Raw genomic sequence first — 24619 nt, forward strand, 5'->3', positions numbered from 1 at the left:
TCCGGCGGATAGTGCTTCATGACCACGGGACATCCGTTCTCCTGGACTCAAGATCCAAGTGTCTCGGGTGTCCAAGATCCGGGGTCAAGCCCCCTTGCCGCGGTCGGTCGGATTAGGTCCGGTCAGGGGCCCCCTTTTGCTGCCCGGACGCTGACGGAGTCGATCGCGCACCGCGACCAGTCCAGCTGTCCTCGGGCGCCGAGTTCGTCGAGGATGACCCGGTGGAGGCGGGCCCAGACCCTGGCCCGGCTCCACTGGGCGAAGCGCCGGTAAACCGTGGGCCAGGCCGGCCCGAACACTGGCGGCAGCTGCCGCCAGGTGCAGCCCGAGGTGGCCACGAAGATGATCGCCGCCAAGGTCTCGCGGTCACCGGCTCTGCGTCGGCCCCCGCCCTGCGGGCGCTTCACCTCCGTCTGCGGGACCACCCTCCGGAACAACGTCCACAACTCATCCGGCACCAACCGCTCAACCAGATCCGTCATGCACTGCTCAACGAGCGATCACACCAAAAGAAACGACGTGTCAGGCGGTTGGCGAGTTGGTGGAGGAAGGCGGTCTGCTGGGTGCGCGTCAGGGGGGGGCAGGCGGTCGAGGGCTGTGGCGAGGGCGAGGGTCTCGGGGTAAGTGATCAGGTTGCGGCAGGTCAGGGCGGGGGAGGCGGGGCCTGGGGGGATGTGGGGGTTGGCGGCGCGGATCCGGTTGAGGCGTGTGTGCCAGCGTTCGTGCAGGTGTTGATGGTGGTCGTACCAGCGTGTGGTGATCGTCGATGCCCAGCTCAGGGAGGTCGCTGTGGGGCGGCGGCGGGTGCGGAGGTGGGTTCGGGTGAGTTCGGGGACGGGGCGGATGTCGAGAGGCGCGGGGTGCCTGGGGTCGCTGGCGGCCTGCTGGTGGCGGCTGCAGATCATGATCCTGGGCAGGTCCGGTGCCGGGTGGATCCATGCGGGGACGGCTTGGTGCGGGCTGCGGCGGATGGTGCAGGCGGTGCATGCCGGCAGTGGCTGCAGCGCGGGCTGGACGGCCTGCCAGCGGGCGGTGGCGGCGTGGGCCATGCCGATGGCGGCGGGCGGGGGCCGGCGGGGCAGGGCGCGGGCGAGGTGTGCGGGCGGGATGCGGATGAAGCCGGACAGGCGGCGGGTGGCTTCGTTGCTGAAGTGGATTTCGGTGGCGGGCGGGCCCGTCGAGGTGCCGGTGGCGGTGATGTGCAGGCCGTCGAGGAGCTGGGCGGCACTCTGGTGGTAGGCGGCTGCGAGGCGGGTGAGGTAGGAGGCGGCTGTCTCGCGGGGCAGCGGCCTCACGCGCAGTGCGCCGGGCGGGGCGGGCCACATGGTGCCGGCTCGCTCGGTGGGGCGGTTCGCGGTGTGGGTGGTCACCGGGTGCGGCGGGTGGGGGCGCGGGGCCGGTAGTGCTCTTCGGCGAGGTGGTCCAGCGCGATGGTGTCCAGCAGTGGTTTGGTGATGCGTTCGCTGGTGTCCAGGATGGCTTCGATGGCGGCTTGTCGGATCAGGCGGGCCAGGCTGCCGATCCGTCCGGCGGTCCGTTCGTGCAGGTAGGGCGCCAGCCTGGGCAGGCTGCCCGGCCGGTGCGCGGTGAGGTCGAGGGCCTGTTCCAGGGCGGTGATCAGTTCGCGGAACGGCTCGCGGTCGCCGGCGCGCGCGGGCAGTGCCCCGCAGTCGATCAGGGAGGCCCGTCCGGCCAGTTGCGCTCCGCGCACGCCGGTGAAGACGGCGCTGGCGGTGACGTCGATGCCGGCGTAGACGAACGTCGCGGATCAGGTGCGCGAGGTGCTGAGCATGCGGTGTGCGCGTCATTCCGTCACCCCGTCCTTGGACTACGCGGGACTACGGAGGAGTCCATCCTTCCCTCTTCCTGAGGCGCGCACGCGGCGCTTGACTGAACTTTCCCTCCGCTCGAACTCGCGCTCCAGACAAGGATGTTGGTCGCAGACCGTCAGGGCTTCGCCGGCGGGCGCCGGCGTCCTTTGTGGGGCGCGTCGTTCGACGGACGGAGCTGGCCCGCTCGTGTCGGCGCGGGCGGCCTGGCCCGATGAACCGGTGTACGAGAGGAGTTGCGGTGACCGCCCCTGTGGTGATCTCGGACTGCTACACCGTGGAGCCCAGCGGCTTGGGCGTCCCGCCGTATCTGTCCGCGTGTGTGCGACAGGCCTACGCGGCCCTGCGCCGGGCACGGCCCGGTGTCGAGGTGGAGTACGTGATGATCGACGATGTCCGCTGGTAGCCTGGCCCAGCGGCCGCCCGGCCGGGGAGGCGCCGCTGAGCGACCGGTGGACGTACTCCGCGACCGTGAACCGCGACAAGGCGGTTGAGCTGCTGCGGGACGCCGAAGCGGTGGTCGTGGTCGCCGGGGACAAGGTCCCCTCGGTGCACCTGCACGCGGTCAACGGCTCGCAGGACGACATCGCCCGCGCGATGGCCTGCGCGCGCGGCCGCCGCTATCTGCTCGGGCCCATGGCTACATGGGCGTTGTCCGAACCGGCCTCCTGGGCCGGGCTGTTCGACGCGGTCCACACGCACACCGTCACCTCCGGCGGCCTCGCCCTGGGCAGCCGCACGCCCGCACCGTATGGGCAACTGGGGGCGGACCGCGAGTCGTTCACCGGGTTGATCGAGCAGATGCCGTGGTCGCCTGTCGCGGAGCGCGAGCTGTACTGCGGCTGCACCCGCAAGGCGTTCTGCCGATTCTGCAATGAGCCAGGGAAAGCGCCCGCGGTCGCGCACCGCACGGTCGAGGACGTGTCCTGGCCGAAGCGACGCAGCTGTACGACGCGGGGGTGCGCCACTTCCGCCTCGGCCGGCAGACCTGCTTCTTCTCCTACCAGGGCCGAAGCGAGGAAGCCGTCCGCGCCCTGCTGACAGGGAACCGGGAGGAGTGCCCGGAGCTGGAGATGCTGGCCGACCGGGGAGGTCTCTGGTGGGCGACCGACCTCAGTCCGTCCGCATCACGGTGGACATTGAGGGTCTGGACGCATGAGACGCGGTGAGGAGAGTGCCGTGGACGGTTGCAGAGGCCGCAAGGGTGGCATAGCGGGCGGTGTCCGAAGGCCATGCGTCACGTTCCTGGTGGATCAGGAGGCAGACCGCGCCGTGCACGCCGGCACACAGCAGTCGTGCGGTTTCGGTCGTGCTCTCCACTGGTACTCCGGCGTCGGAACAGGCTGCGACCTTGTCGCGGAAGTAGCGGAAGCACGCGTCCTCGTTCTGGCGACTGGCCTCGGTGGCATCGCCGTCCATCACCAGCCGGTACTGGAAGGGATGGCGCAGCCCGAACGCGATGTAGGCGGCGCAGGTTTCGTAGAGCGCCGTCACCGGATCCGCGATCTCCCGGGACACCGCTTCCAACTCGACGAACAGTGAACTCCACACACGCAGGCATGTGGCGTGGACGAGTTCCCGCTTCGAGGCGAAGTGGAGGTAGACGGCGGGCGGGGTGACTCCCGCGCTGGTCGCCACCGCGCGAATCGTAAGAGCGTCGGCGCCACCCTCTTCGAGCAGCTGATCAGCGATGTCGAGCAGCCGGTCGCGGAGCAGGCCGCCCTGACCCTTGGCGGCGCGAACGCGAGAGCCGGTCACCGGAAGGGGCCTTCGGAGGAGCGCGACATCAGGACGTCTTCGGTGTGACGGCGGTGACCACCTGGGTCACTCGGGCGCACAGTTCGCCCTCGGCATCGTGCACGTCGACCTCGACGACGGTGTTGCGACCCACCCGCAGGGGACGGGCTGTCGCGACGACGTCGGTGTGTGCCGGCCGGAGGAAGTGCGTGGTCGACTCCACGGTGGCCGGTGCGGCGCCGGCCGGGCCGTTGAGGGCGGCGCACACGGCACCGCTCACATCGGCGAGCCCCATCAACGCGCCTCCATGGAGACCACCGCCCACCGTGGACAGTGAGGGATCGTGCGCCAGCCTGGCTCGAACGCCGGCTGCCGCCATCTCGTCGAACACGACTCCGAGGGTCTTGGCGTACGGCGCGAGCGCGTAGACGTCTTCGGCTGCAAGTGCGGGCACAGGCTGCTCCGATCTGAGTTAAGGGTGATAAGTTATCGGCGTTAACTCAGGCCGTCAACAAGGTAACAGGGCTTAACTTGCCCGACCGGGCCGCCCTCGCCGCAGTCCACGTGATCTCAACCCGAAGCGTCAGATGTGGTACCGACGCGGCCCAGCGAGCGGTCGGCCGCGCACAGGACGAGGAACACCGCGGCCACGCCGACGAGCACCCAGGCCATGGCGTGCAGTTCGGAACTGGTGGCGCCTTCGCGGAAGAACATGGCGGTCGCCGCCGCCGCGAACAGCGCGCCGATGTGCATGAACGTGCGCAGCAGTCCCGCCGACGAACCCATGCGGGCCGGGTCGGCCCGCGCGTACAGGGTGTTCTGGTTGGCCAGTCCGATCAACCCTTGGGGGATGCCGACGACCGCGCTGAGTGCGATGAGCAGCCAGAGCGGACTGTCGGCACGCAGGAGCAACAACGCCGCGCAGGAGCAACAACGCCGCGCAGCCGAGGCATGGGAAGAGCGCGCCGACGAGGAGTTTGCCCCGCACCCGGCTGCGGTGTCCCGTGAGCGCGGTGACACCGATAGCCGTCGCCGACAGCGGCAGCAGAAGCAGACCGGCCTGCGGCGCACCGCGTCCCCGGCCCTCCTGGAGCCACCGGCTGTAGCCGTAGAAGAAGGCGTACGACGTGGTGTAGGCGAGGCACTGGCGGGTGAACGTGGCAAGCAGCGGGATGTTCCCGCCGAGGACTCGGAGATCTATGACGGTTGGTGGATGCGGAGTTGGCGGCGGACGAACACACCACCCGTGGCCAGTCCCAGCACCGGCAGATACCAGTGCCCGACTTCCGGGTTCATCAGGAAGAGCATGAACGAGGTCACGGATCCGGCGAACCACAGCATGCCCGGCACATCGATGCGTGGCCTTCTGTCCTGGGGGGCTCGCGCGGGGCAGCCGCTCGGACTCCGAGCGCAGCAGCGACATGGACGCCGGGAAGGCCCCGGAGGTCGCGAACCCGAGGAGGACGCGGGAGGCAGACCAGTACCCACAGGTTCGGAGCGAGTGTGTTGAGCAGTCCGGCGAGACCGGCCAGTGTGGCGCCCAGCAGATAGAACCGACGTGGACCGAACGCGTCGACGAGCTGGCCGATCACCGGCTGGCCGACGGCCGTCGCGGAACTCCGCGACCGGGACGGTTCCCTCTCCCTGACCCCGTCTCGGTGCTTGGGTTTCTGGGCCGCTGGCTTCATGCCCTCCGGGTAGATGGACAGCTCAGGTTGAACGACCTTGGCTGAGCAGGTGAGTTGTGATCACGGAGCCGGTCTGTCGGCAATGCTGTCGAGGAGATCGCGGAATGCCTCGCACATTCTGGTGGCGGCGTCCGCCGCGGTGTCGGCGAGTGGCGCGTACTTCCAGAATCCGTGCGGCAGGGTCGGCTCCTCGAAGGACACCACCGTGACACCTTCCGCGCGCAGCCGCTTCAGGAAGAGGCGGATGTCGTCGCGCAACGGGTCGAGGCCCGCGCCGACCAGCACGGTCGGCGGAAGCGTGGCGAGGTCCTGTGAGAGCACGGGGGCGAAGCGTGGGTCCCGGCGCTGGTCCGGATGGGTCAGGTACTCCCCGATGAACCACTCGATCGCCTGTGAGGTGAGACCGTATCCCTCCGCGAACGCAGTGCGTGAGGGCGATTTGGGATCCCCGTGGAGGACGGGGTAGGCGAGGAGTTGGGCCACGGGCGCGGCCGGGGTGCGCGCATGTGCGAGTGCGGCGCCCACGGCCAGGTTGGCTCCCGCACTGGTGCCTGCCACCGCGATGCGGATGGGCCGGGAGGAACGTCCGGTCAGCGCGGCCGCGTTGGCCCGCGCCCACTGGACGACGTCCACGGCATCGTCGTAGGCGCACGGGAACCGGTGCTCGGGCGCGAGGCGGTAGTGGACGGAGACGACGGAGCGCTCCGTCACATCGCGCAGCATCCGCGCCTGCCCGTCGTGTGTGTCGAGGTCGCCCTTCACGAAGCCGCCGCCGTGGAAGAAGACCACGACGCAGTCCTCGCGTGCGCCGCGGTGGACACGGAGGGGGAGTGAGCGCCCGTCGAGGGGTGCGACCCCGTCGCGGGAGTCGTCCACTCGTGGTGCTGCGCGGCCGGCACCGATCGCGGTGCCGGTGGTCTCGCGCAGCGTGCGCAGGTCGGGCGGGCCGGCCCGCCCGACCTTTTCACGGTCGGCCATCAACTGGGCGATCTGTGGGTCGAGTCGAGGGTGGGTCACGGCTCGGTGACCTCCGGCGAGCGGGGGGCGGGGCGAGGCGGAAACCTGTGTTTCGAGGAACTGCCGCACCGCGGGGAGGACCGCGAAGTGGTCGTGTCCGGTGCCGGGGACGATGTCGAGGCGTGCGTCGATGCCGTGTTCGCGCCAGTTGGCTCGCAGCGCATGGATACGTTCGGTGCGGTTGGTCTGCGTGGGAGTGGTCACCGCTGGTCGTCCGGGGCGAGTTCGGCCGTGTTGGTGTCGTTCTCGCCGATGACCAGCTGTATGGGAAGCCCGCGCATCGCTGCCGGGTCGGCGTCGGTCCCGAACTGTTCCGACATGTCGGCGGTGCCGTGCCACCACGCCGTCGTGGGGTCGAGGAGGGTCACTCGCCCGGGGGCGCCCACCGACAGGGACGCCAGTCGGCCGGGGTGCAGATAGGCGAAGCGGTGGGCGAACTGGCCGCCGCCGGAGAAGCCGTGGAGGTGGAAACGGTCGGTGCGCACATGCCAGCGGGCCGCGACCTCGTCGACCATGTGGAGCAATACCTCGTCGGCGCGGAAGCCTGCGTGGGAGAGGAGTTTGTAGCTGTCCACGTCGTTCGGGCCGGTGATCCCGGCGGGGAAGAGCGGGGCGAGGATCACACAGTCGTGGCGCTCGGCGAAGGCATCGCGGAGCGCTTCGGCACGGCGTCTCGTTCCGTGGACGGTGACCACCAGGGGGAGAGACGGACCGTCGGAGTTATGGTCGGTGGGGACGTAGAGGCAGTAGGAGAAGCGGGGATCGCGGGCGAGGGAGAAGAAGGCTGTGGGGCCGGTGAGGAACGTGATGCCGGGGTGCCCGGCCGGCAGGTCCCAGGGGGCCAGGGGACGTTCGGCCGTCATGCCTGCTGCTCCTCGTGCACGTCGCTCACGGCGAGGTCCATCAGGGGGGCGTACTGCTGGCCCGCGTAGCAGTCACTGTCGTGCAGGTCGCTCTGGACCGTCGGGCGGGGCAGGGAGACCTTGACGGCGAGAGCCAGTGGGTGGTTGACGAGCAGGATGTCGGCCGGGTCGACGCCGTAGAGGTCGGCGAAGAGTTCCCGGTTGAGGAAGCCGCTGGCCACGAGGGTGTCGTAGGCGGCCTGGTCGTGGCACATGAAGTCGAAGGTGAGGGGGAAGGGACCGGCGTTCTTGGAACGCAACAGGGAGCAGTAGTCGAGCAGAGTGGTCATGGATTACAGCTCCTCGATGCTGGTGCGGAACAGATGAGGGTGGCGAGCCGGTCCTTGGTGAGGGCGGAGATCTGCCCCTTGATCAGTTCCGGTGGCGCGCCCTGCCCCGCGCTTCCAGTTCGCCGAGGCTTGGGATCCACTCCTCGTCGGTGGTGGAGGCGGCCGGGTCGATGACCACGACATGGGTGAGTTCGGGCAGTTCGGCGCGCTTCTCGACCACCTTGGCCCCCTGCCCGGCGTCCTCCGCGATGAGCACCCGGCTCCCGGAGTCCGCCAGGATGTACGCCGACTCGTCGGCGTTGGTCTGCGGGTAGACGGTGGTGGTCGCCGCGCCCGCGCACATGATGCCAAGGTCGGCGAGGATCCACTCGATGCGGGTGGAGGACGCCAGCGCCACCCGTTCCTCGGGCCGCACTCCCAGTTCGATCAGGCCGGCCGCGATGCGGTACACCCGCACGGTGGCCTGCGCCCAGGTGAGCGACTTCCAGTCGGCCGAGCCCTGGGCGGAGGACGAGGGGGGCCGGATAGCGGTAGGCCTCGGCGTCCGGCGTGCGCTCCACGCGCTCCAGGAAGAGTTCCGCGACGGACGGTGGACGGTTCCCGATCAGTGTCTGTGTGTCGTGCACGACATCCTCCGGATATCGGTAGGGCCGAGGTCGGTGTGGTGGGCAGGCCTCGGCACGCAGCATCGGTTGAGGTGCAGTGATGCAGTGGGAGTGCGTGGCGTGAGCCGTCACGGGCGATGGCCGTGCGGCAGCCGGATGGTGACGGTGGTTCCGACCCCCACGTCCGAGTGCACGGCCACCTGCCCGTGGTGGGCGTGGACGATGGCCTCCACGATGGCCAGGCCGAGACCGGAACCGCCGTAGGCGCGGCTGCGGCTGGCCTCGGCGCGCCAGAACCGCTCGAAGACGCGGGGCAGGTCCTCGGCAGAGATCCCAGGGCCGTTGTCGATGACACTCAGCTGCACGGTCTCGCGGCTGAGGGTGACCTCGACGCGCACCCAGGTCCGAGCCGGAGTGTGCTGGACGGCGTTGCCGACGAGATTGCGCACGACCTGCTGCAGACGGGCGGCATCCCCGAGGACGGGTGCGGGCAGTGCGGGTGCCATGGCGATGTCGCGCCGGGGATAGATGATCTGAGCGTCCTCGACGACGCTGGCCGCCAAGGCGGTGAGATCCACATCGTCCTGCTCGACGGGGCGTCCGGCGTCCAGGCGGGCGAGCAGCGAGAGATCCTCGACGAGCAGGCGCATCCGCCCCACTTCGTTCTCGATGTGCTCGAGTGCGGTCTCCAGGCCCGGACCGGAAAGGCCGCCTTGGCGGTGCAGGTCCAGCCAACCGGAGATGGTGGACAGCGGGGTGCGCAGCTCGTGCGAGGTGTCGGCGGCCAGCGAGCGGACGGTCGCCTCCGCGCGGGCCTGGGCGTCGAACGCCCGGTTGACCGCCTTGGCCAGCAGGTCGGCTTCGCTGCCGTTGCGGTGGGTGGGCAGCCGCTCGGTGAGGGAGCCCGCGGCGATGGCGTCGGCGCTGCGGGCCATGCGCGCGAGCGGGCGCATGCCGAGGCGCAGAACGATGACGGACAACCCCAGAAGCACCAGCAACGCACCGCCGATCAGCGCGAGTTGCCGTCCGATGAGGGCGTCGGTGGTGGCGTCGTCGACAGAGGTGTCGATGGCGAGGATGACGGTCGCCGGTGAAACGGTGCCTTCGGTGGGTCCGCGGTCGATGATCAGGCCCGGACTGGGAATGCGTACGGCGCTGAGGTCGCCGCCCTCCAGGGTGACGACACTTCCGGTCGGTGCGGTGGCGTTGAGCGCGGCCAGTTCGTCGGCCGCCTTCGAGGCGGAGCCGGTGCTCAGCAGGACGTCGTTGTCCGTGTCGACGGCCACCGTGCCCAGGGGCGAACCGAGCAGGGCGCCGAGTTGGTCGGCGTTGGCGGTCTGCGGGCCCTGGCCGATGACCCGTGTCAAGCGCTCGGCGTTGGCCTTGAGGGTGTCCTGGTTGCGCTTGTCCAGGAAGTCCTCCAGGAGAAGGGCGCTGATGACGGCGCTGACGGCCAGGCCCACGACCAGAAGAACGGCCAGCCCGGCGAGCAGGCGCAGGCGGACGCTGGAGAAGGCCCAGGGAAGACGGCCGCGGAGTGTCACGTGTCGTCCTGCTCTCGGAGGGTGTAGCCGACGCCGCGGACCGTGCGTAACAGCGGCGTCCGGCCGTGGTCGATCTTGCGGCGGAGGTTGGAGATGAAACGCTCGACGACCACGGAGTCCCCGCCGAAGTTGTACTGCCACACGGCCTCGAGGATCTGGGCGCGGGAGAGGACCTGCCCCTGGTGGCTCAACAGGTAGTGCAGCAGACGGTATTCGGTGGGGGACAGCTTGATCAGCCGGCCGGCTCGGCGGACTTCGTGGCGGAGGTCGTCCAGCGTAAGGTCGCCGCACCGCAGGCGGGTTTCCTCGGCGGCGGGGGTTCCGCTTCGGGCGCGGCGCAACAGCGCCTGCAAGCGGGCGCCCACCTCGACGACGCTGAAGGGCTTGGTGACATAGTCGTCGCCGCCCAGGCGCAGTCCCCGTACCCGGTCCTCGACGGAGTCGCGGGCGGTGAGGAAGAGGACGGGCACGTCGATGGCGCGGGTGCGCAGCAGTTGGAGGATCTCGAAGCCGTCGGCGCCGGGGAGCATCACGTCGAGGACGATGACGTCCGGGTGGCGGCGGGCGACCTGGTCGAGGGCTTCGCTCAGGTCGCCCGCCGTGTCGACTTCGAATCCGGCGAACTTCAGGGCCGAGATCAGCAGGCGCCTGATACCGGGGTCGTCGTCGATGACGAGGACGCGGTCGGCGGTGGCCGGCGGGTTGTCGGCGTTCATGTGTGCTCCTGGTGGGGGCGGCGGCCGCCCGACGTCTGCCGTTGCCGCCGCAGCGGCGGACCCGGTGGGTGTCCCGGTGGCGGTTCTGCTGATCATCGTGTCGTCACAGGCTTGCTGGCGTGGATTCCCTGACGGGGGCGTGCGGGGTCGCCGGTTCGGGGGTGTGGAAGTTCTCGCCCTCGACGTCGAGGCGGGGCAGCACGCGGTCGAGGCGTCGCGGCAGCCACCAGGCCCGGTCCCCGAGGAGTGCCAGGACCGCCGGCACCAGGGTCATACGGACCAGGAAGGCGTCGACCATGACTCCGAAGGCCAGGGCGAAGGCGATCGGCATGATGTCGGCGTCGCGGGAGAACAGGAAACTCACGAACACCGCGATCATGATGAGTGCGGCAGAAGTTATCACACGGGCGGCATTGCGGGCTCCGTTGAGGATGGCCGTGCGGGCGTTGCCGTGGCGGTTGTAGTCCTCCCGCATGGCGGAGACGAGGAACACCTCGTAGTCCATGGCCAGCCCGAACAGCACGGACATCACGATGATGGGCACGAAGCTGGCCACCGGTCCCTCACTGGGCACGCCCAGCGGGCCGGCCAGCCAGCCCCACTGGAAGACCGCGACGGTGGCCCCGAAGGCGGCTCCCACGGACAGCAGGAACCCGATGGTGGCCTTGATCGGGATGGCGATCGACCGGAACGCGATCATCAGCAGCAGCAGGGAGAGGCCGACGACGACGATCACGAAGGGCACGAGTGCGCCGCTGAGCTTGTCGGAGACGTCGATGCTGACCGCGGTCATGCCGGTGACGGCGACGTAGCTGCCGCTGGACCGGGCCAGTGGCTGAAGCTGGGTGCGCAGCCGGGAGACGAGGTCGCCGGTCTCCTCCGAACGCGGTCCGGTTTCGGGGACGAGCCGGATACGCGCCGCCGTCTCGTCCTCGGCCGTGTCGACATCGCTGACGTCCGTGATGCCCCGGACTCCTCGCAGTTCGTCCTCGACGACGGCGGCCGTGGAGCTGACGGTGGCCGGGTCCTCGTCCTCGACGAGCACGACGAGGGGGCCGTTGGCGCCGGGGCCGAAGGCGTCACTGACGGCGTCGTAGGCCTGGCGGCTGGTGCTGCTCGTGGCGGTGGAGCCCTCGTCGGTGAGGGCCAGCTGCAGCCCCATGCCGGGAATGGCCAGGGCGAGGAGCGCGACGGTGCCCAGGACCAGGTTGCGTACGGGGTGGCGCAGGACGCCCTGGGTCCAGCGCACGCCCATGCCGGCGGCTCGGCCGCCGTTCGCCGGCTGCCGCAGGGCGCGCTTGCGACCGATAACGGGCAGGCACCCGCGGGGCCGGGCCGCGGACCGGGACGCCTTGGGCGTGAGCCTGTGGCCGGCCATGGCCATCAGCGCGGGCAGCAGGGTCACCGCCGTGATGACGGCGACCGCGACCGCTCCCGCGGAGGCCAGACCCATCGAGGTCAGCATCGGCACACCGGCCACCGACAGACCGCAGAGCGCGATGAGGACGGTGGCTCCGGCGAAGATCACGGCGCTGCCCGCCGTGGCGGTGGCCGTGGCGACGGACTCCCGTACCGGCATGCCGGTGCCGAGCTGGGCGCGGTGACGGGAGACGATGAACAGGGCGTAGTCGATGCCCACCGCGAGCCCCAGCATGATCGCCAGGGTGGGCGCGTTGTCGGAGACGTCGAACGCGGTGGCCAGACCCATCATCGCGGCCATCGTGCCGACGAGGCCGAGGACCGCGGTGACCAGCGGCAGACCCGCCGCGAGCAGCGACCCGAAGGTGATCACCAGGATGACCAGGGCCACGCCCAGCCCGACCAGCTCGCCGGGTCCCACGGGCGGATGGGAGGACTCATACGGCTCACCGCCGTAGAGGGTCCTGAGGCCCGCCTGCCGGGCCTCGTCGCCCGCGGCCTTCACCGCGTCCAACGTGCCGGTCGGCACGTCGTCCTCCTCCTTGGTGGTGAAGGTGACCTGGGCCACCGCGGTGCGTCCGTCCTCGGAGACGGTGCCGCTCTCGGTCGGGTCATCGACCTCGCTCACCCCGGGCACCCGGCTCGTGGCCCGGAGCGTGGTTTCCAGGGACGCCCGCAGATCCGCCTCGGTCACCTTGTGGCCGGCCGGTGCCTGGAACACGATCTGCGCCGACTGGGCATCCGGCTCGGGGAAGTGCTGTTCCATCTTGGTCAGGGCCGTCTGGGCCGGTGAGCCGGGAATCGAACTGCTGTCGGTGAAGGAGCCGGCGAAGGAAACCCCCAGACCGGCCACCGCACCGAGGGCGAGGAGCCACCCGGTCAACATCATCGGCCACCGGCGGGCACCCCACGCGCCGAGCCGGTACAGAAGCGTAGCCATCAATGATTCCCTCACTGTTCGGAAGACGACTCGCCCCATCCTTCTCAGCGGACTTGACGACCTCCGCACGAGGAACCTGAGGGTTCCTTGACGGTTCGGCTCCGGCACCGTCAGGCACGCCGGTTGTTCGGGCAGCGGACTAGCCGGCGCTCTGCGGGACCGAGTGCTGGTCTTTCGCGTGTTCCAGCCGGAGCGGGAGCCGTGCGGCGAGGTGGTCGACGAGTGCGCTGACCCGTCGCGGGACGTGCCCGTCCTCCGCCAGGAGGGCGTAGATGTCGGCAGCCGGTGTCGGCACGTGCGGCAGGACCCTGACGAGTTCGCCCCGCTCCAGATGCGGCCTGACATGCCACTCGGAGCGCATGATCACACCACGGCCCTCCAGTGCCCAGTCGGTCACCACGTCACCGTCGTTGCTGGACAGGCTGCCCTGCACGCGCACATGCCGGGGACGGTCCGCGTCGCCGAAGCGCCAGAGCGAGAAATCGCTCTCGTTCTCCCGCAGCACGATGCAGTTGTGGTGGGCCAGATCCTCGATGCGGGCCGGGGTGCCGTGCTCGGCGAGGTAGGACGGCGACGCGCAGGGCACGCGCCGGTTCTCGGCCAGGCGCCGCATGCGCAGCGAGGAGTCGGGCGGCATGCCGACGTGCACGGCCACGTCGAACTCACGCTGGTGGGGCCGCAGCGGGAGCGCGGACGTCTGCATCCGGACGTGCAGATCCGGATGGACCGCGGCGAACTCGCCGAGCAGCGGCGCGATGTGCGCGCGGCCGAGACCCAGGGTGGCCTCGACGACCAGCGACCCGCGCAACCCCCCGGCCGTGTCCGTGATGGTGTCCTCGAGCTCGCGCACCTGGTCGAGGATCGCCTCGACGCGCGCCGCGTACAGCTCGCCTTCCGACGTCAGCACGAGTCGGCGGGCGCCGCGCTGGACGAGCCGGACCTGCAGGCGGCGCTCCAGTGCGCTGAGGCGTTTGCTGACGACGGGCAGCGAGCAACCGAGCTCGCGTGACGCTGCCGTCAGTGTCTCGCTCGACGCGACCACCTGGAAGAACTGCAGGTCATCCACGGCTGAACGGCTCTTGGACACGGGGCGGCCAGAACGCCGGAGGCTTTCCATGCGGGAAAACGTACCTTGCCGGTTACGGGCTTGTAACGGCTGTCGCCGCTGGCCAAGGTAGGAGCCAGTCGCGCCGTGGCCGGAACGCCTCTGCACAGAGTGCCCGCTGCCGGACGAGCGCATTGATCACGTGGACTGGGAGTGCATTCGTGCCGCAGACGTATCGCATCGCAGCGATTCCGGGTGACGGGATCGGCCGCGAGGTCGTCCCGGAAGGTCTCAGGTGCCTGCGGGCCGCCGCGGAGGTGCACGGCTTCGCACTCGACGTCACCGACTTCGACTTCGCCAGCGCCGACTACTGGCTGAAGAACGGCACGATGCTGCCGGAGAACTGGCGGGACGTACTCGGTGCGTTCGACGCCATCTTCTTCGGCGCGGTCGGATGGCCGGAGGTGGTCCCGGACCACGTGTCGCTGTGGGGCAGCCTGCTCCAGATGCGGCGGGGCTTCGACCAGTACGTCAATCTGCGCCCCGTCCGGCTGCTGCGCGGCGTACGCAGCCCGCTGCGCGACCACCGGCCGGGCGACATCGACTTCTACGTGGTGCGGGAGAACACCGAGGGCGAGTACTCCAGCATCGGCGGCCGCATCTTCGAGGGCACCGATCGCGAGACGGTGGTCCAGGAGACGGTCATGACACGGACCGGCGTCGACCGCGTGCTGCGCTACGCCTTCGAACTCGCCTCGTCGCGCCCGGGCAAGCACCTGACCTGGGCCACGAAGAGCAACGGGATCTCCATCTCCATGCCCTACTGGGACGAGCGCGCGACCGAGATGGCCGCCCGGTACCCCGACGTGACCGCCGACAAGGACCACATCGACATCCTGACCGCGAAGTTCGTCCTCCAGCCCGACCGGTACGACGTGGTCGTGGCCAGCAACCTATTCGGTGACATCCTCTCAGACCTCGGCCCGGCCTGTACCGGAACGATCGGCATCGCCCCCAGCGCCAACATCAACCCCGACCGCTCCTTCCCCAGCCTCTTCGAGCCGGTGCACGGCTCGGCGCCGGACATCGCCGGTCTCGGTGTCGCCAACCCCGTCGGCCAGATCTGGAGCGGCGCCATGATGCTCAGCCACCTCGGCGAGCACGAGGCGGCCGCGCACGTCGTGGCCGCGATCGAAAGCGTGCTGGACGAGCAGCCCCATGTGGTCACCCCCGACCTCGGGGGCCCGGGGACCACGGTGGGGCTGGGAAAGGCCATCGCGGCCCGGATTGCGGCGGGGTCACTCGCCGGCCACAGCGGGGCAGCGGCGGCCGGTGACCCGGCCGGTCGCGCGACCGAAGAGGAGATCTCCCCGTCATGACCAGACCTGTGACCGACCCGGTCGGCCTCGAGGTGCGCTGGGACCGGCTCGCCGCAGCCACCCACGAGGCGGCCTCCACCATGCCGCGCACGGCCTTCTCCACGATCATCCGGGGGTCGAACGACTACACCGTCGTCCTGACGGACCACTCATGACGACGGTGTCAGCAGGGCAGCGCACTCGTACCCGGCGCATCACGTTCCTGGTCGCTCTCGCGGTCTTCGCACAGGAGTCGACCTGGAACTTCTACGAATCCCAGGTTCCACCGCTCCTGCGAGAACACCTCACCAGCGCCGCCGTCGTGGGTCTGCTGATGGGCATGGACAACCTGCTCGGCATCTTCATCCAGCCGTGGATCGGCAACCGGTCCGACCGGACGAGGACCTCCTGGGGGCGACGGATGCCCTACCTGGTGGTCGGGATGCCGATCGCCGCCGCTCTGTTCCTCCTCATCCCGCACGCCGCAGGGTCGTTGCCGCTGCTGATCGCGGTGCTGTTCTCGTACGCGCTCGTCGCCAACACCTTCAAGCCGATCGCCGAGGCGCTCGTACCGGACTTCATCGCACCCGAGCGACGGAGCCGGGCCAACGCCGTAGTCAAGATCGCGTCGAGTGTCACAGCCATCGTCGCCGCGCTCATCAGCATCTTCCTGATCGACAAACACCTGAGCCTCGCCTTCGCGATCCCCGCGGTCATCATGCTGATCTCGATCGGGGTGCTCGCGGCCACAGTGCGCGACAACCGGTCCCCGGCCTATCAGGCAGCGATGGCCGAGAGCCATGAGGAGGACGGTGCGGAACGCACCGCGCCACGGGTCCGGGACACCTTCGCCGAGATCCTCCAGGACTCCGACCGCAGCCGGCTCCTGCTGCTCCTCGCGATCCTCCTCTTCGGCAGTGCGTGGGCCGCGTCCCGGTCCCTGATCACGCCGTACGGGATGGAAGCCCTCGACATGTCACGGGGCGCCGCAGGCGGTCTCACCCTGCCCAGCGGTATCGCCTTCGTCCTGGCGGCCTACCCGGCGGCCGTGCTCGCCGAGCGTTACGGACGGCTCCGGGTCATGGCCGTGGGCATGTCGATCTTCGCCGGTGCCATGGTGCTGGGGACGATCGTCCAGACCCCGACGGGGACCACCGTGGCCCTGTGCCTCGCGGCGGCCGGCGCGACCTGCTTCCTGGTCAACGCGGTGGTCGTCCTGTGGAACCTTGCGCCCTCGGCACGGGTCTTCGGCACATACGCCGGTATGTACACCGTCGGCTGGGCCGGCGGCGGCTTCCTCGGCCCGGCGGTGGTCGGCGGGATGGTCGACATCACCGGCTGGCCCCTGATGCTCATCGACATCGCCATCGTCGCCTCGCTGTCGATCGTCGTCGTCACCAGGATCGGTGTGCTGCAGCGGCGCACCGCCCAGACCCTCGCGAAGTGACCAGCCCATCCCCGCAGCGCGGCACGTACCCGGTGCCCGGCGCAGCCAGAGACGAGGAAACCGTGCCCCGCATCCTGATCACCACGGACTACCTGCTCCCCGGCGACGAGGTCGATCACCAACTCCGGGCCCACGGCCACACGACGGTGCACGCCCCGCAGCTCGCACGAGGGGGGCCCGATCAGCTCGTCGCCGCCCTCGACGGGATCGACGCGGCGCTCGTCGCGCATGAGCCGCTGACCGCCGAGGTCCTGTCCGCGGCACCCCGCCTGCGCGCCATCGTGCGCACCGGCGTCGGCTATGACTCGATCGACGTCGCCGCCGCGGCCCGGCTCGGCATCACGGTGAGCAACCTGCCGGGAATCAACGCCAACGCCGTGGCCGAGTACACCCTCGGCCTGCTGCTGACGGCCGCGCGGCGGCTGCTGCAGAGCGCGTCGGGCGTCGCTGCCGGCCGATGGCCGAGGGAGGACGGTCACGAGTTGCGTGGCTCGACGCTCGGCCTGATCGGATACGGGGCGGCCGCGCGTGCCGTGGTGCCGCTGGCGCGGGCCTTCGGCATGGAGGTGCTCTGCACGACCGGTGTGCCGGAGCACGAACGGTCGGACCCGTCGGTGCGGTTCGTCGCGCTCCCCGAGCTGCTGGCGTCGTCCGACTACGTATCGGTGCACACCGCGCTGACGGACCGCACACGAGGTCTCCTGGACGCTTCCGCCTTCCGGCGCATGAAGTCGACGGCGGTGCTGATCAACACCGCGCGGGGCGCCATCGTCGACGAACACGCCCTCGCCGACGCCGTGCGCACCGGCGAGATCGCCGCGGCGGCCCTCGACGTGGTGAGCGAGGAGCCGCTTCCGGCTGACAGCCCACTGCGGGACGTCGAGGGAATCGTCGTCTTCTCCCACCTCGCGGGCCAGACAGCCGAGGCCCGGGCCGCCGCCGGTCGTGAGGGGGCGGCCGAGGTGGTGGCCGCCCTCGAGGGCCGCCCCCGGTTCGCGGTCAACGCCCACCTGCTGCCCCGCACGTCCCGCGCCCGGGCCGACGGGTGACACTCGCCCGCCCCCTGCCCGGCACCAAGAAGAAAGAGGAACATGGACAACGAACGGGTCGACCGGATCAAGGTCCTGGCACCGACCGGCATGCTCGGAGCCGGCTTCCCCGAGGCCACGATCGAGCGAGGCCTGGCACTCGGCGCCGATGTCATCTCCGTCGACGGGGGCAGCACCGACTCCGGTCCCTACTATCTCGGCGCGTCACAGCCCAAGACCACCCGTGCGGCGGTCGCCCGTGACCTTGGCATCCTGCTCAAGGCCGCGGCGGGCGCCGACATCCCGCTGATCGTGGGCTCGTGCGGCACCAGCGGAACCGACGCCGGTGTCGACTGGGTCGCCGGCATCGTCGCCGACATCCTGGCGGCCGAGGGACTCCGGCTGCGGGTGGCCCGCATCTACAGCGAGCAGGACACCGGCGTGCTCCTGGAGCGCCTGGAAGAGGGGCGGATCCACGCCCTGCCTCCGCTGGGCGAACTGGAGCCGGAGACGCTGCGGAGCTGCACGCACATCGTGGGGGCGATGGGGCACGAGCCGATCGTCGCCGCGCTCGAGGCCGGTGCACAGGTCGTGCTCGCGGGGCGTGCCACGGACACCGCCATCGCCGCCGCCTACCCGCTGATGAAGGGCATGCCGGCCGGGCCGGCATGGCACGCCGCCAAGATCATCGAGTGCGGTGGGCAGTGCACCAGCAATCCGCGCGTGGGCGGGGTGCTCGCCACCGTCGACGCCGACGGCTTCACCATCGAGCCGCTCGATCCGACGGTCGCCTGCACACCGATCCTGGTCGCCGCCCACATGCTCTACGAGACGGTGAACCCGTTCCGGATGCGCGAGCCGGACGGCACCTTGGACGTCCAGGACGCCGTCTACACCGCTCTGGACGAACGCACCGTGCGGGTCGAAGGTTCGCAGTTCCATGTCGCCGACCAGCACACCATCAAGCTCGAAGGCGCCCGCGTCACCGGCTACGAGACCATGTCGTTCAGCGCGATCCGCGATCCGCACATCCTCGGGCACATCGACGACTGGGCCGATCTCATGCGCACGATGATCAGGCAGCGGGTGGCGCAGACGATCGGCCTGAGCGAGGACAAGTACGCCTTCGACCTGCGCCTCTACGGGCACAACGCCGTCCTCGGGGATCTCGACCCGGCTGTTGGCCCGCCTCGTGAGGTGGGAGTCATGCTCCTCGTCAACGCACCGGACCAGAGCACCGCCACCGCCGTCGCGAAGATCGCCAACCCCCTGATGCTTCACCTGCCGACACCCGACATGGACTACCTGCCGAGCCTGGCGTTCGCCACCTCACCGGCGGAGGTCGAGCGCGGACCGGCGTACGAGTTCGTGCTCAACCACGTCGTCGACACCCGCACCCCCACCGACATGTTCCGCACCGAGATCGAGGAAGTCCCCCACCATGGCTGAGACCACGCCCACCACGCTGGGAGACCTGGCGTACGAGGTCCGCTCCAAGAACGCCGGGCCCTTCTGGGTCACCATGGAACTGTTCATGCGGGACGCGGACGGCTACCGCATCGCCGCCGACGAGACGTTCCTCAACGAAGCCACCGTGGCCCGGCTCTACGGACTCGACGAGGCCGACGTGCAGATCTTCCGCATCCCGTCGCTGAACGTCGTCAAGATCTCCTTCCCGCGTCCCGTCAGCCAGGCGTCACTGCGTGACCGTGACGTCCACTCCGGTCAGCACCATGTGCCGCTGGCGGTCCTGCCCGTACCCGCCGCCTGACACGGCCCGGAAGCCAGGACGGCCGCGCCCAGGGCGCGGTACTTCACCCGCTCACCCGTACAAGCACCTTGAAGGAGCAGCTCTTTGAACACACCTGCCGTGCCCGCATCCCGTACCCGGCCCCGCACCCGCGGACGCCGCTCGGCCACGCTGACGGCCCTGCTCGCGGCCATGGTCGTGGCCACCCTCGGCACAGCACCCGCCGCCCCGGCCGGCACCACGCGCCCCACCGCCACCACCTGCCCGGGCCACCTGGAGGAGAAGGCCGACTGCTACACGGGCCGGGACGCAGGCGGCGCCTACTACACCATGGCCGTCCCCGACCACTGGAACGGCTCCCTGGTCGTCCACGCCCACGGCGGTCCCGACTTCTCCTACGACGATTCCAGCACCACCGAGGACCTGGAACGCTGGGCGGTGATGGTCGACGAGGGCCATGCGTGGGTGGGCTCCTCGTACCGGCGCGGTGGTTACGGGGTCAGGATGGCCGCCGCCGACACGGAGAACGTACGCCGCCTGTTCGTCCGCCACTTCGGCCGCCCCGACCGCACCTACCTCCACGGCCAGTCGTGGGGCGGCAACGTCGCCGCCAAGGTCACCGAGGCCTACGGCGGGGAACGGGGCGCTTACGACGGAGTCCTGCTGACCAACGGCTTCCTCGCCGGCGGCTCGCGCGGCTACGACACACGCGTGGACCTGCGGGTGGTCTACCAGCACTACTGCCGCAACCTGCCCCGTCCCACCGAGGCGCAGTACCCGCTGTGGCAAGGATTGCCCGCAAACTCCACGATGACACCGGACGAGGTCCACAGCCGACTGCAGGAGTGCACCGGCATCGACTCCGCACCGGCCGACCGGACCGCGCGCCAGCAACGCGACCTCGACGACATCCTGGCCGTCACCCGCATCCCGGAACACGCACTGGCCACGAACATGCAGTACGCGGCCTTCCTCCTCCAGGACATCGCGCACAAGCGGCTCGACGGCCGTAACCCCTTCAGCAACCGCGGGGTCCGCTATGACGGTTCGCACGACGACAAGGCGCTCAACGCCGGGGTGGCGCGTTTCTCGGCCGACCCCACCGCACGCCGTGACCTCTCCTACGACAGCGACCTCACCGGACGGATCGCACTCCCGGTCCTCACACTGCACGCGATCGACGACCCACAGGTCTTCGTCGAGCACGAGGCGGCCTACCGCGCCACGGTCGAGGCCGCCGACCGCAGCGAAAACCTCGTCCAGACCTTCACGAGGGAGAGCGAGCACAGCGCACTCAGCAACGCCGAGTACGCCAACTCCCTGGCCGCACTGGACACATGGGCGCGCACCGGGAACAAGCCCACCCCCCGCTCGATCGCGCGTGCGTGCGGCGCGTTCGACACCGCCCACGGCGGCGGCTGCTTCTACGACCCGGCCTTCCGCCCCGCCCCGTTCGCCTCCCAGGTCCGTCCCCGGCCCGGCGGCCTCCACTGGCCCGCCATGTCGGCCGCGCGGGAACAGGCGTGGAGCCGCATCGACGGCGTGGGCATCGCACCCTGACACCGCCCAGCGGACCCGTCAGCGTCATCCTCCTCGCCACACGACGACGCAGGAGAGGTCCATGCCCCTCGCTGAGGAACTCAGTGCTTACGCCCTGTCCCTGCACTACGATCGACACCAACCTCCTCGGGTCGATCCACGTCATCCGCGCGGCCCTGCCGCATCTGCGTGCGCAGGGGCACGGACGCATCGTGCAGGTGTCGACCGCCGGCGGCCAGACCACCTACCCGAACTTCAGCTACTACCACTCGTCGAAGTGGGGAATCGAAGGCTTCTGCGAGACGGTGGCCCGGGAGATCGCCCCGTTCGGGATCGGCGTGACCATCGTCTAACCCGGCGCCACGCAGACCGGATTCGCCGGTGCTCTCGAGACCGCACCCGTGATGCCGGAGTACGAGGACACCCCGGCAGGTGAGGTGCGGCGGGCCATCGCCTCGGGCGACTTCCCCCTGCCGAACGACCCGCACAAGATCGCGCAGGCCATGATCGACCTCGTCGACTCGGGCGCCACGCCGCTGCGTCTGCCCCTCGGGTCCGACACCTACGAGGACGTACGTGCATCGCTCGTCGCCCGGCTCGCCGAACACGACGAACACCGCGACACCGCACTCGCCGTGGCACATAGCGACCGTGAGTGACTTCCTCCCCGGGGGATGAGGACGCCGGCGTGTGTGTCCGGCGGCTCGGCTTCAGCTCGCCGTCGCGTCCTTGGTCAGCGCGTCCATGAGGAGGTCGATGAGGCGACGGGCCTGCTCCTTGGTGCTGTGCTGCACGGAGTAGGCGACGCCGGCCATGAGGAGGAGGACGTCGTCGGCGGTGACGTCGGTCCGCAGGCTGCGGTCCCGGGCGCCGGCGTCGAGGAGGGAGGCGACGGCGCCCGTGAGGAGCGTGCGGCTGTCGGCATACGGGTCGACTCCGGAGGCGATGACCGTGTTGAGTGCTGCGGACATGCCGCTCTTGGCCGTGGCGTAGTCAAGGAAGTGTTCCATCCACATCCGGGTGGCATCGGCGGCAGGGGTACGGGTGAGGAGTTCGGCCGCCTTCTCACACACGCGGGCGAGCTGGTGGCGGTAGGCGGCGTCGATGAGGGCTTCCCGAGTCGGGAAGTGGCGGTAGAGCGTACCGACGCCGACGCCCGCCTGCTTGGCGATGGCGGCAGGCGCGGTGTCCAGCCCTTGCTCCGCGAAGACCCGGGCCGCGACCTCCAGCAGACGTTCCCGATTCTGCAGTGCATCGCTCCTGGTCCGGCGCGGGGTGGCGGGCATGCGGGTTCCTTGGGGTGCCTGTCTCCGATTGCTTTCCGGAATCCGTTCCGCTTAACTCGTAACCGGAACGGATTCCGGAATCACTCTACGTCCAGGAGGCTCGCATGCCCACTCCGTGTGACAAGGCCGTACGCCACTGGTTCATCACCGGAGCCTCCGGTGGCCTGGGCCGCCGACTCACCGAACACGCCCTCCAGCGCGGCGACCGTGTCACGGCCACGATCCGCCGTCCGGCAGCCCTGGAAGACCTGCGCGAGGCGTACGGCGACCGGTTGACCACCGAGATCCTCGACCTCACCCGGCCGGCCGACGTCGACGAGGTGGTCGGCAGGACGCTCCGGGCCGGACCGGTGGACATCGTGGTCAACAACGCCGGATACGCGGTCGTGGGCGCCGCCGAAGAGATGACCGTCGAGCAGATCCGCGACCAGATCGAGGTCCTCCTGCTCGCGCCGATGCTGATCACCCGGGCCTTCCTGAAGCCGATGCGCGAGCAGGGCGGAGGGCGGATCATCCAGATCTCCAGCATGGGCGGCCAGGTCGGCACCCCCACCCACAGCTCCTACCACGCGGGTAAGTGGGGACTGGAAGGCTTCACCGAGAGCGTCAGCCGCGAGGTCCGCGACTTCAACATTCACCTCACCCTGGTCGAACCCGGTGCCACCCGCACCGGCTTCGCTTCGGCCCTGCGCTACACCGCCGAGACAACCCCCTATCGCGACAACGCGGTCGGCCGGACGCGGCGCGCCCTTCAGACCGCCGACGCCGAAGTCTTCACCGGCGACCCGGCCAAGCTCGCCGCCGCCGTCTACGACAGCACCCGCGACCCGAACCCGCCCCTGCGTCTCGCCCTCGGTTCCGACACCTACAACGCCGTCCACGCCGCACTCACCGAACGTCTCACCGCACTCGAAACCCAGAAGGATCTTGCGGCATCCGTCGCCTTCACCCACTGAACCGCGAAGCGCGGCCGCCGAGTTCAGGTCATCGTCCTGCCGTGGTGGCTGGGGACGCCGGGTCGGGTCCTTGCCCGGTGTCGGCTCCTTCTGGGGGCTGGACCGGGTCGGCGGGGGAGGCCGGTGCCGGGGTCGTGGGCGGGTTCACCGAGTGCGGGGGAGTGCCGACCGGTGGGACCGGGTTGTGCGAAGAGCGGTTTGTGACGGCGAACAAGACGCAGGCGATGACCGCGGCCAGACCCAGCAGCACGACGGCGGTCCGGCGAAGGGGTGGGTGCCGCAGCCGGGGCGTGGTGGGGAGGCGGGCAGGCCGCAGATGTCCCGCTTCGACGGTGTCGGCCCGGGCGGCGAGGGCCTCGCGCAGGCGTTGTTCGATCGCCTCGTGGCGGATCCGGCTGTCACTCATCGCCAGTTCCCTGCGGGGTGCCGGCGGCGGGAGGGACGGCAGCCCTGTCGGGCGGGGTGGCTGGTCATGGGGCTGTCTCCTGCAGTTGTCTGCCCAGGGCGTCCAGGGCCCGGCTGGCGGTCGACTTGACCGTCCCGCGGGAGATGCCCAGGGTGTCGGCGATCTGCGCCTCGGTGAGGTCCGACCAGTAGCGCAGCACCAGGACTTCGCGTTGCCGGCGGGTGAGGCGCTGCAACGCGTCGATCACTTCCCGGTGCGTCTCGGCGAGCAGCACGCTCTCGTCGGCGGACGGGCACGGGCGTTCACGCTCGGGGACGTAGGCGCGTGCCGTACGGCGTCGACGCAGAACGGAGCGGGCTTTGTTGACCACGCTGGTCCGCAAGTAGGCCTCGGGGTCGTCCAGTTGCCCGAGCTGACGGCCGTGGCGGTGCAGGAGGGCGGTGAAGGCGTCCTGCACCACGTCCTCTGCCGTGGGCAGGTCGTCGACCAGGAGCAGCGCCAGTCGCACCAGAGCCAGCCGCCGGTGGTGGTAGAGCTCGCTGAATCCGTGTTCGCCCCCGGCTGCGGTGGTGCTGGGGGAGTGAGCTCGGAGGGGCCTGTCCCAGCCGTCCTTGCGAGTCGTCAGCGAACGCTGAGCGAGTCCGCCCTGTACCAGCCTGCGCAGGCTCTGCCACCAGGTGACCGACGGTGCGGCGGTGGGGATCGTCGCTGTGCTCACGTGTCTCCTGGACGGTTACGGTACGGGTCTGTCCACCCGGAGGCCGGGTGGACAGACCGTGCTGCGGGGCTGAGTCCTGCAGCGTATGTTCACAGGGTGTTGCCGAACGGACTAGAGCCGATCAGCGAGCCGGCACACTGAGGGAATCACTGGGCCGGAGTTGCGGGCTGCTGTACCGGCTGAGCGGGCTGCTGTACCGGCTGGGCGGGCAGCTGCGCGGGCTGGGCGGGCTTGGCGTCCTTGGGGACGTCCGTCTCCGACCGGGGCGCGTGGGGCCGGGCGGGCTCGGCGTGCCGGGGGACATCGGGCCCTGACCCCGAGTCCTGGACACGGGTTATGCGGCTGGTGTCAGCGTAGTTGATGTTGTTTCGGAAGCTGTCTCGTAAGCGATCGGGCTGC

Annotated in this window: 27 protein-coding genes and 4 pseudogenes; 12 read left to right on the forward strand and 19 right to left on the reverse strand. The window is 70.0% G+C overall.

All coding sequences use genetic code 11. From position 1 onward, the window contains the following. Nucleotides 1-93 precede the first annotated feature (93 nt). From ACF1A1_RS38300 to ACF1A1_RS38310, 3 genes and pseudogenes are all read right to left on the reverse strand, one after another. Nucleotides 94-482: pseudogene (locus ACF1A1_RS38300) on the reverse strand (transposase); the annotation flags it as partial. A gap of 18 nt (nt 483-500) precedes the next feature. After that, entirely contained in the window at nt 501-1370 is an 870-nt protein-coding gene (locus ACF1A1_RS38305; protein ID WP_392006691.1) for a TniQ family protein, read from the reverse strand. Continuing rightward, a pseudogene (locus tag ACF1A1_RS38310) lies at nt 1367-1765 on the reverse strand (ATP/GTP-binding protein); the annotation flags it as partial. The gene ACF1A1_RS38305 and the pseudogene ACF1A1_RS38310, both read right to left, overlap by 4 nt. A gap of 305 nt (nt 1766-2070) precedes the next feature. On the opposite strand from ACF1A1_RS38310, the gene ACF1A1_RS38315 reads away from it, so the two are divergent. Both ACF1A1_RS38315 and ACF1A1_RS38320 read left to right on the forward strand, forming a co-directional pair. Next, complete coding sequence (locus ACF1A1_RS38315) at nt 2071-2235, forward strand: hypothetical protein (RefSeq protein WP_392006693.1); 165 nt, start codon at nt 2071-2073, stop codon at nt 2233-2235. Nucleotides 2236-2300: 65 nt separating this feature from the next. Continuing rightward, entirely contained in the window at nt 2301-2870 is a 570-nt protein-coding gene (locus ACF1A1_RS38320) for a hypothetical protein (protein ID WP_392006694.1), read from the forward strand. 72 nt (nt 2871-2942) lie between these two features. Here the strand turns inward: ACF1A1_RS38320 and ACF1A1_RS38325 are convergent, their stop codons facing one another. From ACF1A1_RS38325 to ACF1A1_RS38380, 12 genes and pseudogenes are all read right to left on the reverse strand, one after another. Beyond that, nucleotides 2943-3587: a TetR/AcrR family transcriptional regulator gene (locus ACF1A1_RS38325; RefSeq protein WP_392006696.1), complete on the reverse strand. Its 645-nt coding sequence runs from the start codon at nt 3585-3587 to the stop codon at nt 2943-2945. A 28-nt stretch (nt 3588-3615) separates the two neighbouring features. After that, complete coding sequence (locus ACF1A1_RS38330) at nt 3616-4020, reverse strand: PaaI family thioesterase (RefSeq protein ID WP_392006698.1); 405 nt, start codon at nt 4018-4020, stop codon at nt 3616-3618. Nucleotides 4021-4136: 116 nt separating this feature from the next. Continuing rightward, a complete protein-coding gene (locus ACF1A1_RS38335; protein ID WP_392006700.1) occupies nt 4137-4481 on the reverse strand; it encodes a hypothetical protein in 345 nt (114 codons plus the stop codon). Between the two features lie 282 nt (nt 4482-4763). Then, the gene (locus ACF1A1_RS38340) at nt 4764-4907 is read right to left on the reverse strand and encodes a hypothetical protein (RefSeq protein WP_392006702.1); all 144 of its coding nucleotides are present in this window, start codon (nt 4905-4907) and stop codon (nt 4764-4766) included. Nucleotides 4908-5314: 407 nt separating this feature from the next. Further along, entirely contained in the window at nt 5315-6475 is a 1161-nt protein-coding gene (locus ACF1A1_RS38345) for an alpha/beta hydrolase (RefSeq protein ID WP_392006704.1), read from the reverse strand. Next, complete coding sequence (locus ACF1A1_RS38350) at nt 6472-7134, reverse strand: poly(aspartic acid) hydrolase (protein ID WP_392006706.1); 663 nt, start codon at nt 7132-7134, stop codon at nt 6472-6474. The genes ACF1A1_RS38345 and ACF1A1_RS38350 overlap by 4 nt, the downstream gene beginning before the upstream one ends. Then, nucleotides 7131-7463 (reverse strand): DUF4387 domain-containing protein, encoded by a 333-nt coding sequence (locus ACF1A1_RS38355; RefSeq protein WP_392006708.1) that lies wholly within the window; start codon nt 7461-7463, stop codon nt 7131-7133. The genes ACF1A1_RS38350 and ACF1A1_RS38355 overlap by 4 nt, the downstream gene beginning before the upstream one ends. 32 nt (nt 7464-7495) lie before the next feature. Beyond that, nucleotides 7496-8089: pseudogene (locus ACF1A1_RS38360) on the reverse strand (AMP-binding protein); the annotation flags it as partial. Nucleotides 8090-8196: 107 nt separating this feature from the next. Continuing rightward, complete coding sequence (locus ACF1A1_RS38365) at nt 8197-9612, reverse strand: ATP-binding protein (protein WP_392006710.1); 1416 nt, start codon at nt 9610-9612, stop codon at nt 8197-8199. Next, nucleotides 9609-10328, reverse strand: coding sequence for a response regulator transcription factor (locus ACF1A1_RS38370; protein ID WP_392006712.1), 720 nt, complete (start codon nt 10326-10328; stop codon nt 9609-9611). The genes ACF1A1_RS38365 and ACF1A1_RS38370 overlap by 4 nt, the downstream gene beginning before the upstream one ends. Before the next feature lie 103 nt (nt 10329-10431). After that, complete coding sequence (locus ACF1A1_RS38375; protein WP_392006713.1) at nt 10432-12687, reverse strand: MMPL family transporter; 2256 nt, start codon at nt 12685-12687, stop codon at nt 10432-10434. Between the two features lie 139 nt (nt 12688-12826). Continuing rightward, nucleotides 12827-13753, reverse strand: a complete 927-nt coding sequence (locus ACF1A1_RS38380; protein ID WP_392006715.1) for a LysR family transcriptional regulator — start codon at nt 13751-13753, stop codon at nt 12827-12829. Nucleotides 13754-13953: 200 nt separating this feature from the next. On the opposite strand from ACF1A1_RS38380, the gene ACF1A1_RS38385 reads away from it, so the two are divergent. The 9 genes from ACF1A1_RS38385 to ACF1A1_RS38425 all read left to right on the forward strand — a co-directional run bounded on the left by ACF1A1_RS38385 (nt 13954) and on the right by ACF1A1_RS38425 (nt 21513). Then, entirely contained in the window at nt 13954-15111 is a 1158-nt protein-coding gene (locus ACF1A1_RS38385) for a tartrate dehydrogenase (RefSeq protein WP_392006717.1), read from the forward strand. Further along, the gene (locus ACF1A1_RS38390; protein ID WP_392006719.1) at nt 15108-15266 is read left to right on the forward strand and encodes a hydantoinase B/oxoprolinase family protein; all 159 of its coding nucleotides are present in this window, start codon (nt 15108-15110) and stop codon (nt 15264-15266) included. The genes ACF1A1_RS38385 and ACF1A1_RS38390 overlap by 4 nt, the downstream gene beginning before the upstream one ends. Continuing rightward, nucleotides 15263-16537 (forward strand): MFS transporter, encoded by a 1275-nt coding sequence (locus ACF1A1_RS38395; protein WP_392006721.1) that lies wholly within the window; start codon nt 15263-15265, stop codon nt 16535-16537. Before ACF1A1_RS38390 ends, ACF1A1_RS38395 begins: the two co-directional genes overlap by 4 nt. Then, nucleotides 16534-17586 carry an NAD(P)-dependent oxidoreductase gene (locus ACF1A1_RS38400; RefSeq protein WP_392006723.1) on the forward strand — a complete coding sequence of 351 codons (1053 nt, stop codon included), beginning with the start codon at nt 16534-16536 and terminating at the stop codon, nt 17584-17586. The genes ACF1A1_RS38395 and ACF1A1_RS38400 overlap by 4 nt, the downstream gene beginning before the upstream one ends. Nucleotides 17587-17628: 42 nt before the next feature. Beyond that, nucleotides 17629-19014, forward strand: coding sequence for an acyclic terpene utilization AtuA family protein (locus ACF1A1_RS38405; protein ID WP_392006725.1), 1386 nt, complete (start codon nt 17629-17631; stop codon nt 19012-19014). After that, nucleotides 19007-19336: a DUF4387 domain-containing protein gene (locus ACF1A1_RS38410; RefSeq protein WP_392006727.1), complete on the forward strand. Its 330-nt coding sequence runs from the start codon at nt 19007-19009 to the stop codon at nt 19334-19336. The genes ACF1A1_RS38405 and ACF1A1_RS38410 overlap by 8 nt, the downstream gene beginning before the upstream one ends. A gap of 84 nt (nt 19337-19420) precedes the next feature. Next, nucleotides 19421-20875 carry a DUF6351 family protein gene (locus ACF1A1_RS38415; protein WP_392006729.1) on the forward strand — a complete coding sequence of 485 codons (1455 nt, stop codon included), beginning with the start codon at nt 19421-19423 and terminating at the stop codon, nt 20873-20875. 83 nt (nt 20876-20958) lie between these two features. Beyond that, the gene (locus ACF1A1_RS38420) at nt 20959-21207 is read left to right on the forward strand and encodes an SDR family NAD(P)-dependent oxidoreductase (RefSeq protein WP_392006731.1); all 249 of its coding nucleotides are present in this window, start codon (nt 20959-20961) and stop codon (nt 21205-21207) included. 51 nt (nt 21208-21258) lie between these two features. Continuing rightward, nucleotides 21259-21513, forward strand: a complete 255-nt coding sequence (locus ACF1A1_RS38425; RefSeq protein WP_392006733.1) for a hypothetical protein — start codon at nt 21259-21261, stop codon at nt 21511-21513. Nucleotides 21514-21564: 51 nt separating this feature from the next. Here the strand turns inward: ACF1A1_RS38425 and ACF1A1_RS38430 are convergent, their stop codons facing one another. Next, complete coding sequence (locus ACF1A1_RS38430; RefSeq protein ID WP_392006735.1) at nt 21565-22140, reverse strand: TetR/AcrR family transcriptional regulator; 576 nt, start codon at nt 22138-22140, stop codon at nt 21565-21567. Between the two features lie 104 nt (nt 22141-22244). Between ACF1A1_RS38430 and ACF1A1_RS38435 the strand changes: the two genes are divergently transcribed. After that, nucleotides 22245-23096: an SDR family oxidoreductase gene (locus ACF1A1_RS38435; RefSeq protein ID WP_392006737.1), complete on the forward strand. Its 852-nt coding sequence runs from the start codon at nt 22245-22247 to the stop codon at nt 23094-23096. Between the two features lie 28 nt (nt 23097-23124). Here the strand turns inward: ACF1A1_RS38435 and ACF1A1_RS38440 are convergent, their stop codons facing one another. From ACF1A1_RS38440 to ACF1A1_RS38450, 3 genes and pseudogenes are all read right to left on the reverse strand, one after another. Further along, complete coding sequence (locus ACF1A1_RS38440; RefSeq protein ID WP_392006739.1) at nt 23125-23502, reverse strand: hypothetical protein; 378 nt, start codon at nt 23500-23502, stop codon at nt 23125-23127. 64 nt (nt 23503-23566) lie between these two features. Beyond that, nucleotides 23567-24220, reverse strand: coding sequence for a SigE family RNA polymerase sigma factor (locus ACF1A1_RS38445; protein WP_392006741.1), 654 nt, complete (start codon nt 24218-24220; stop codon nt 23567-23569). A gap of 146 nt (nt 24221-24366) precedes the next feature. After that, nucleotides 24367-24619, reverse strand: a pseudogene (locus tag ACF1A1_RS38450) (hypothetical protein); the annotation flags it as partial.

The sequence above is a fragment of the Streptomyces sp. NPDC014995 genome (assembly GCF_043080745.1).
Lineage (GTDB): Bacteria > Actinomycetota > Actinomycetes > Streptomycetales > Streptomycetaceae > Streptomyces.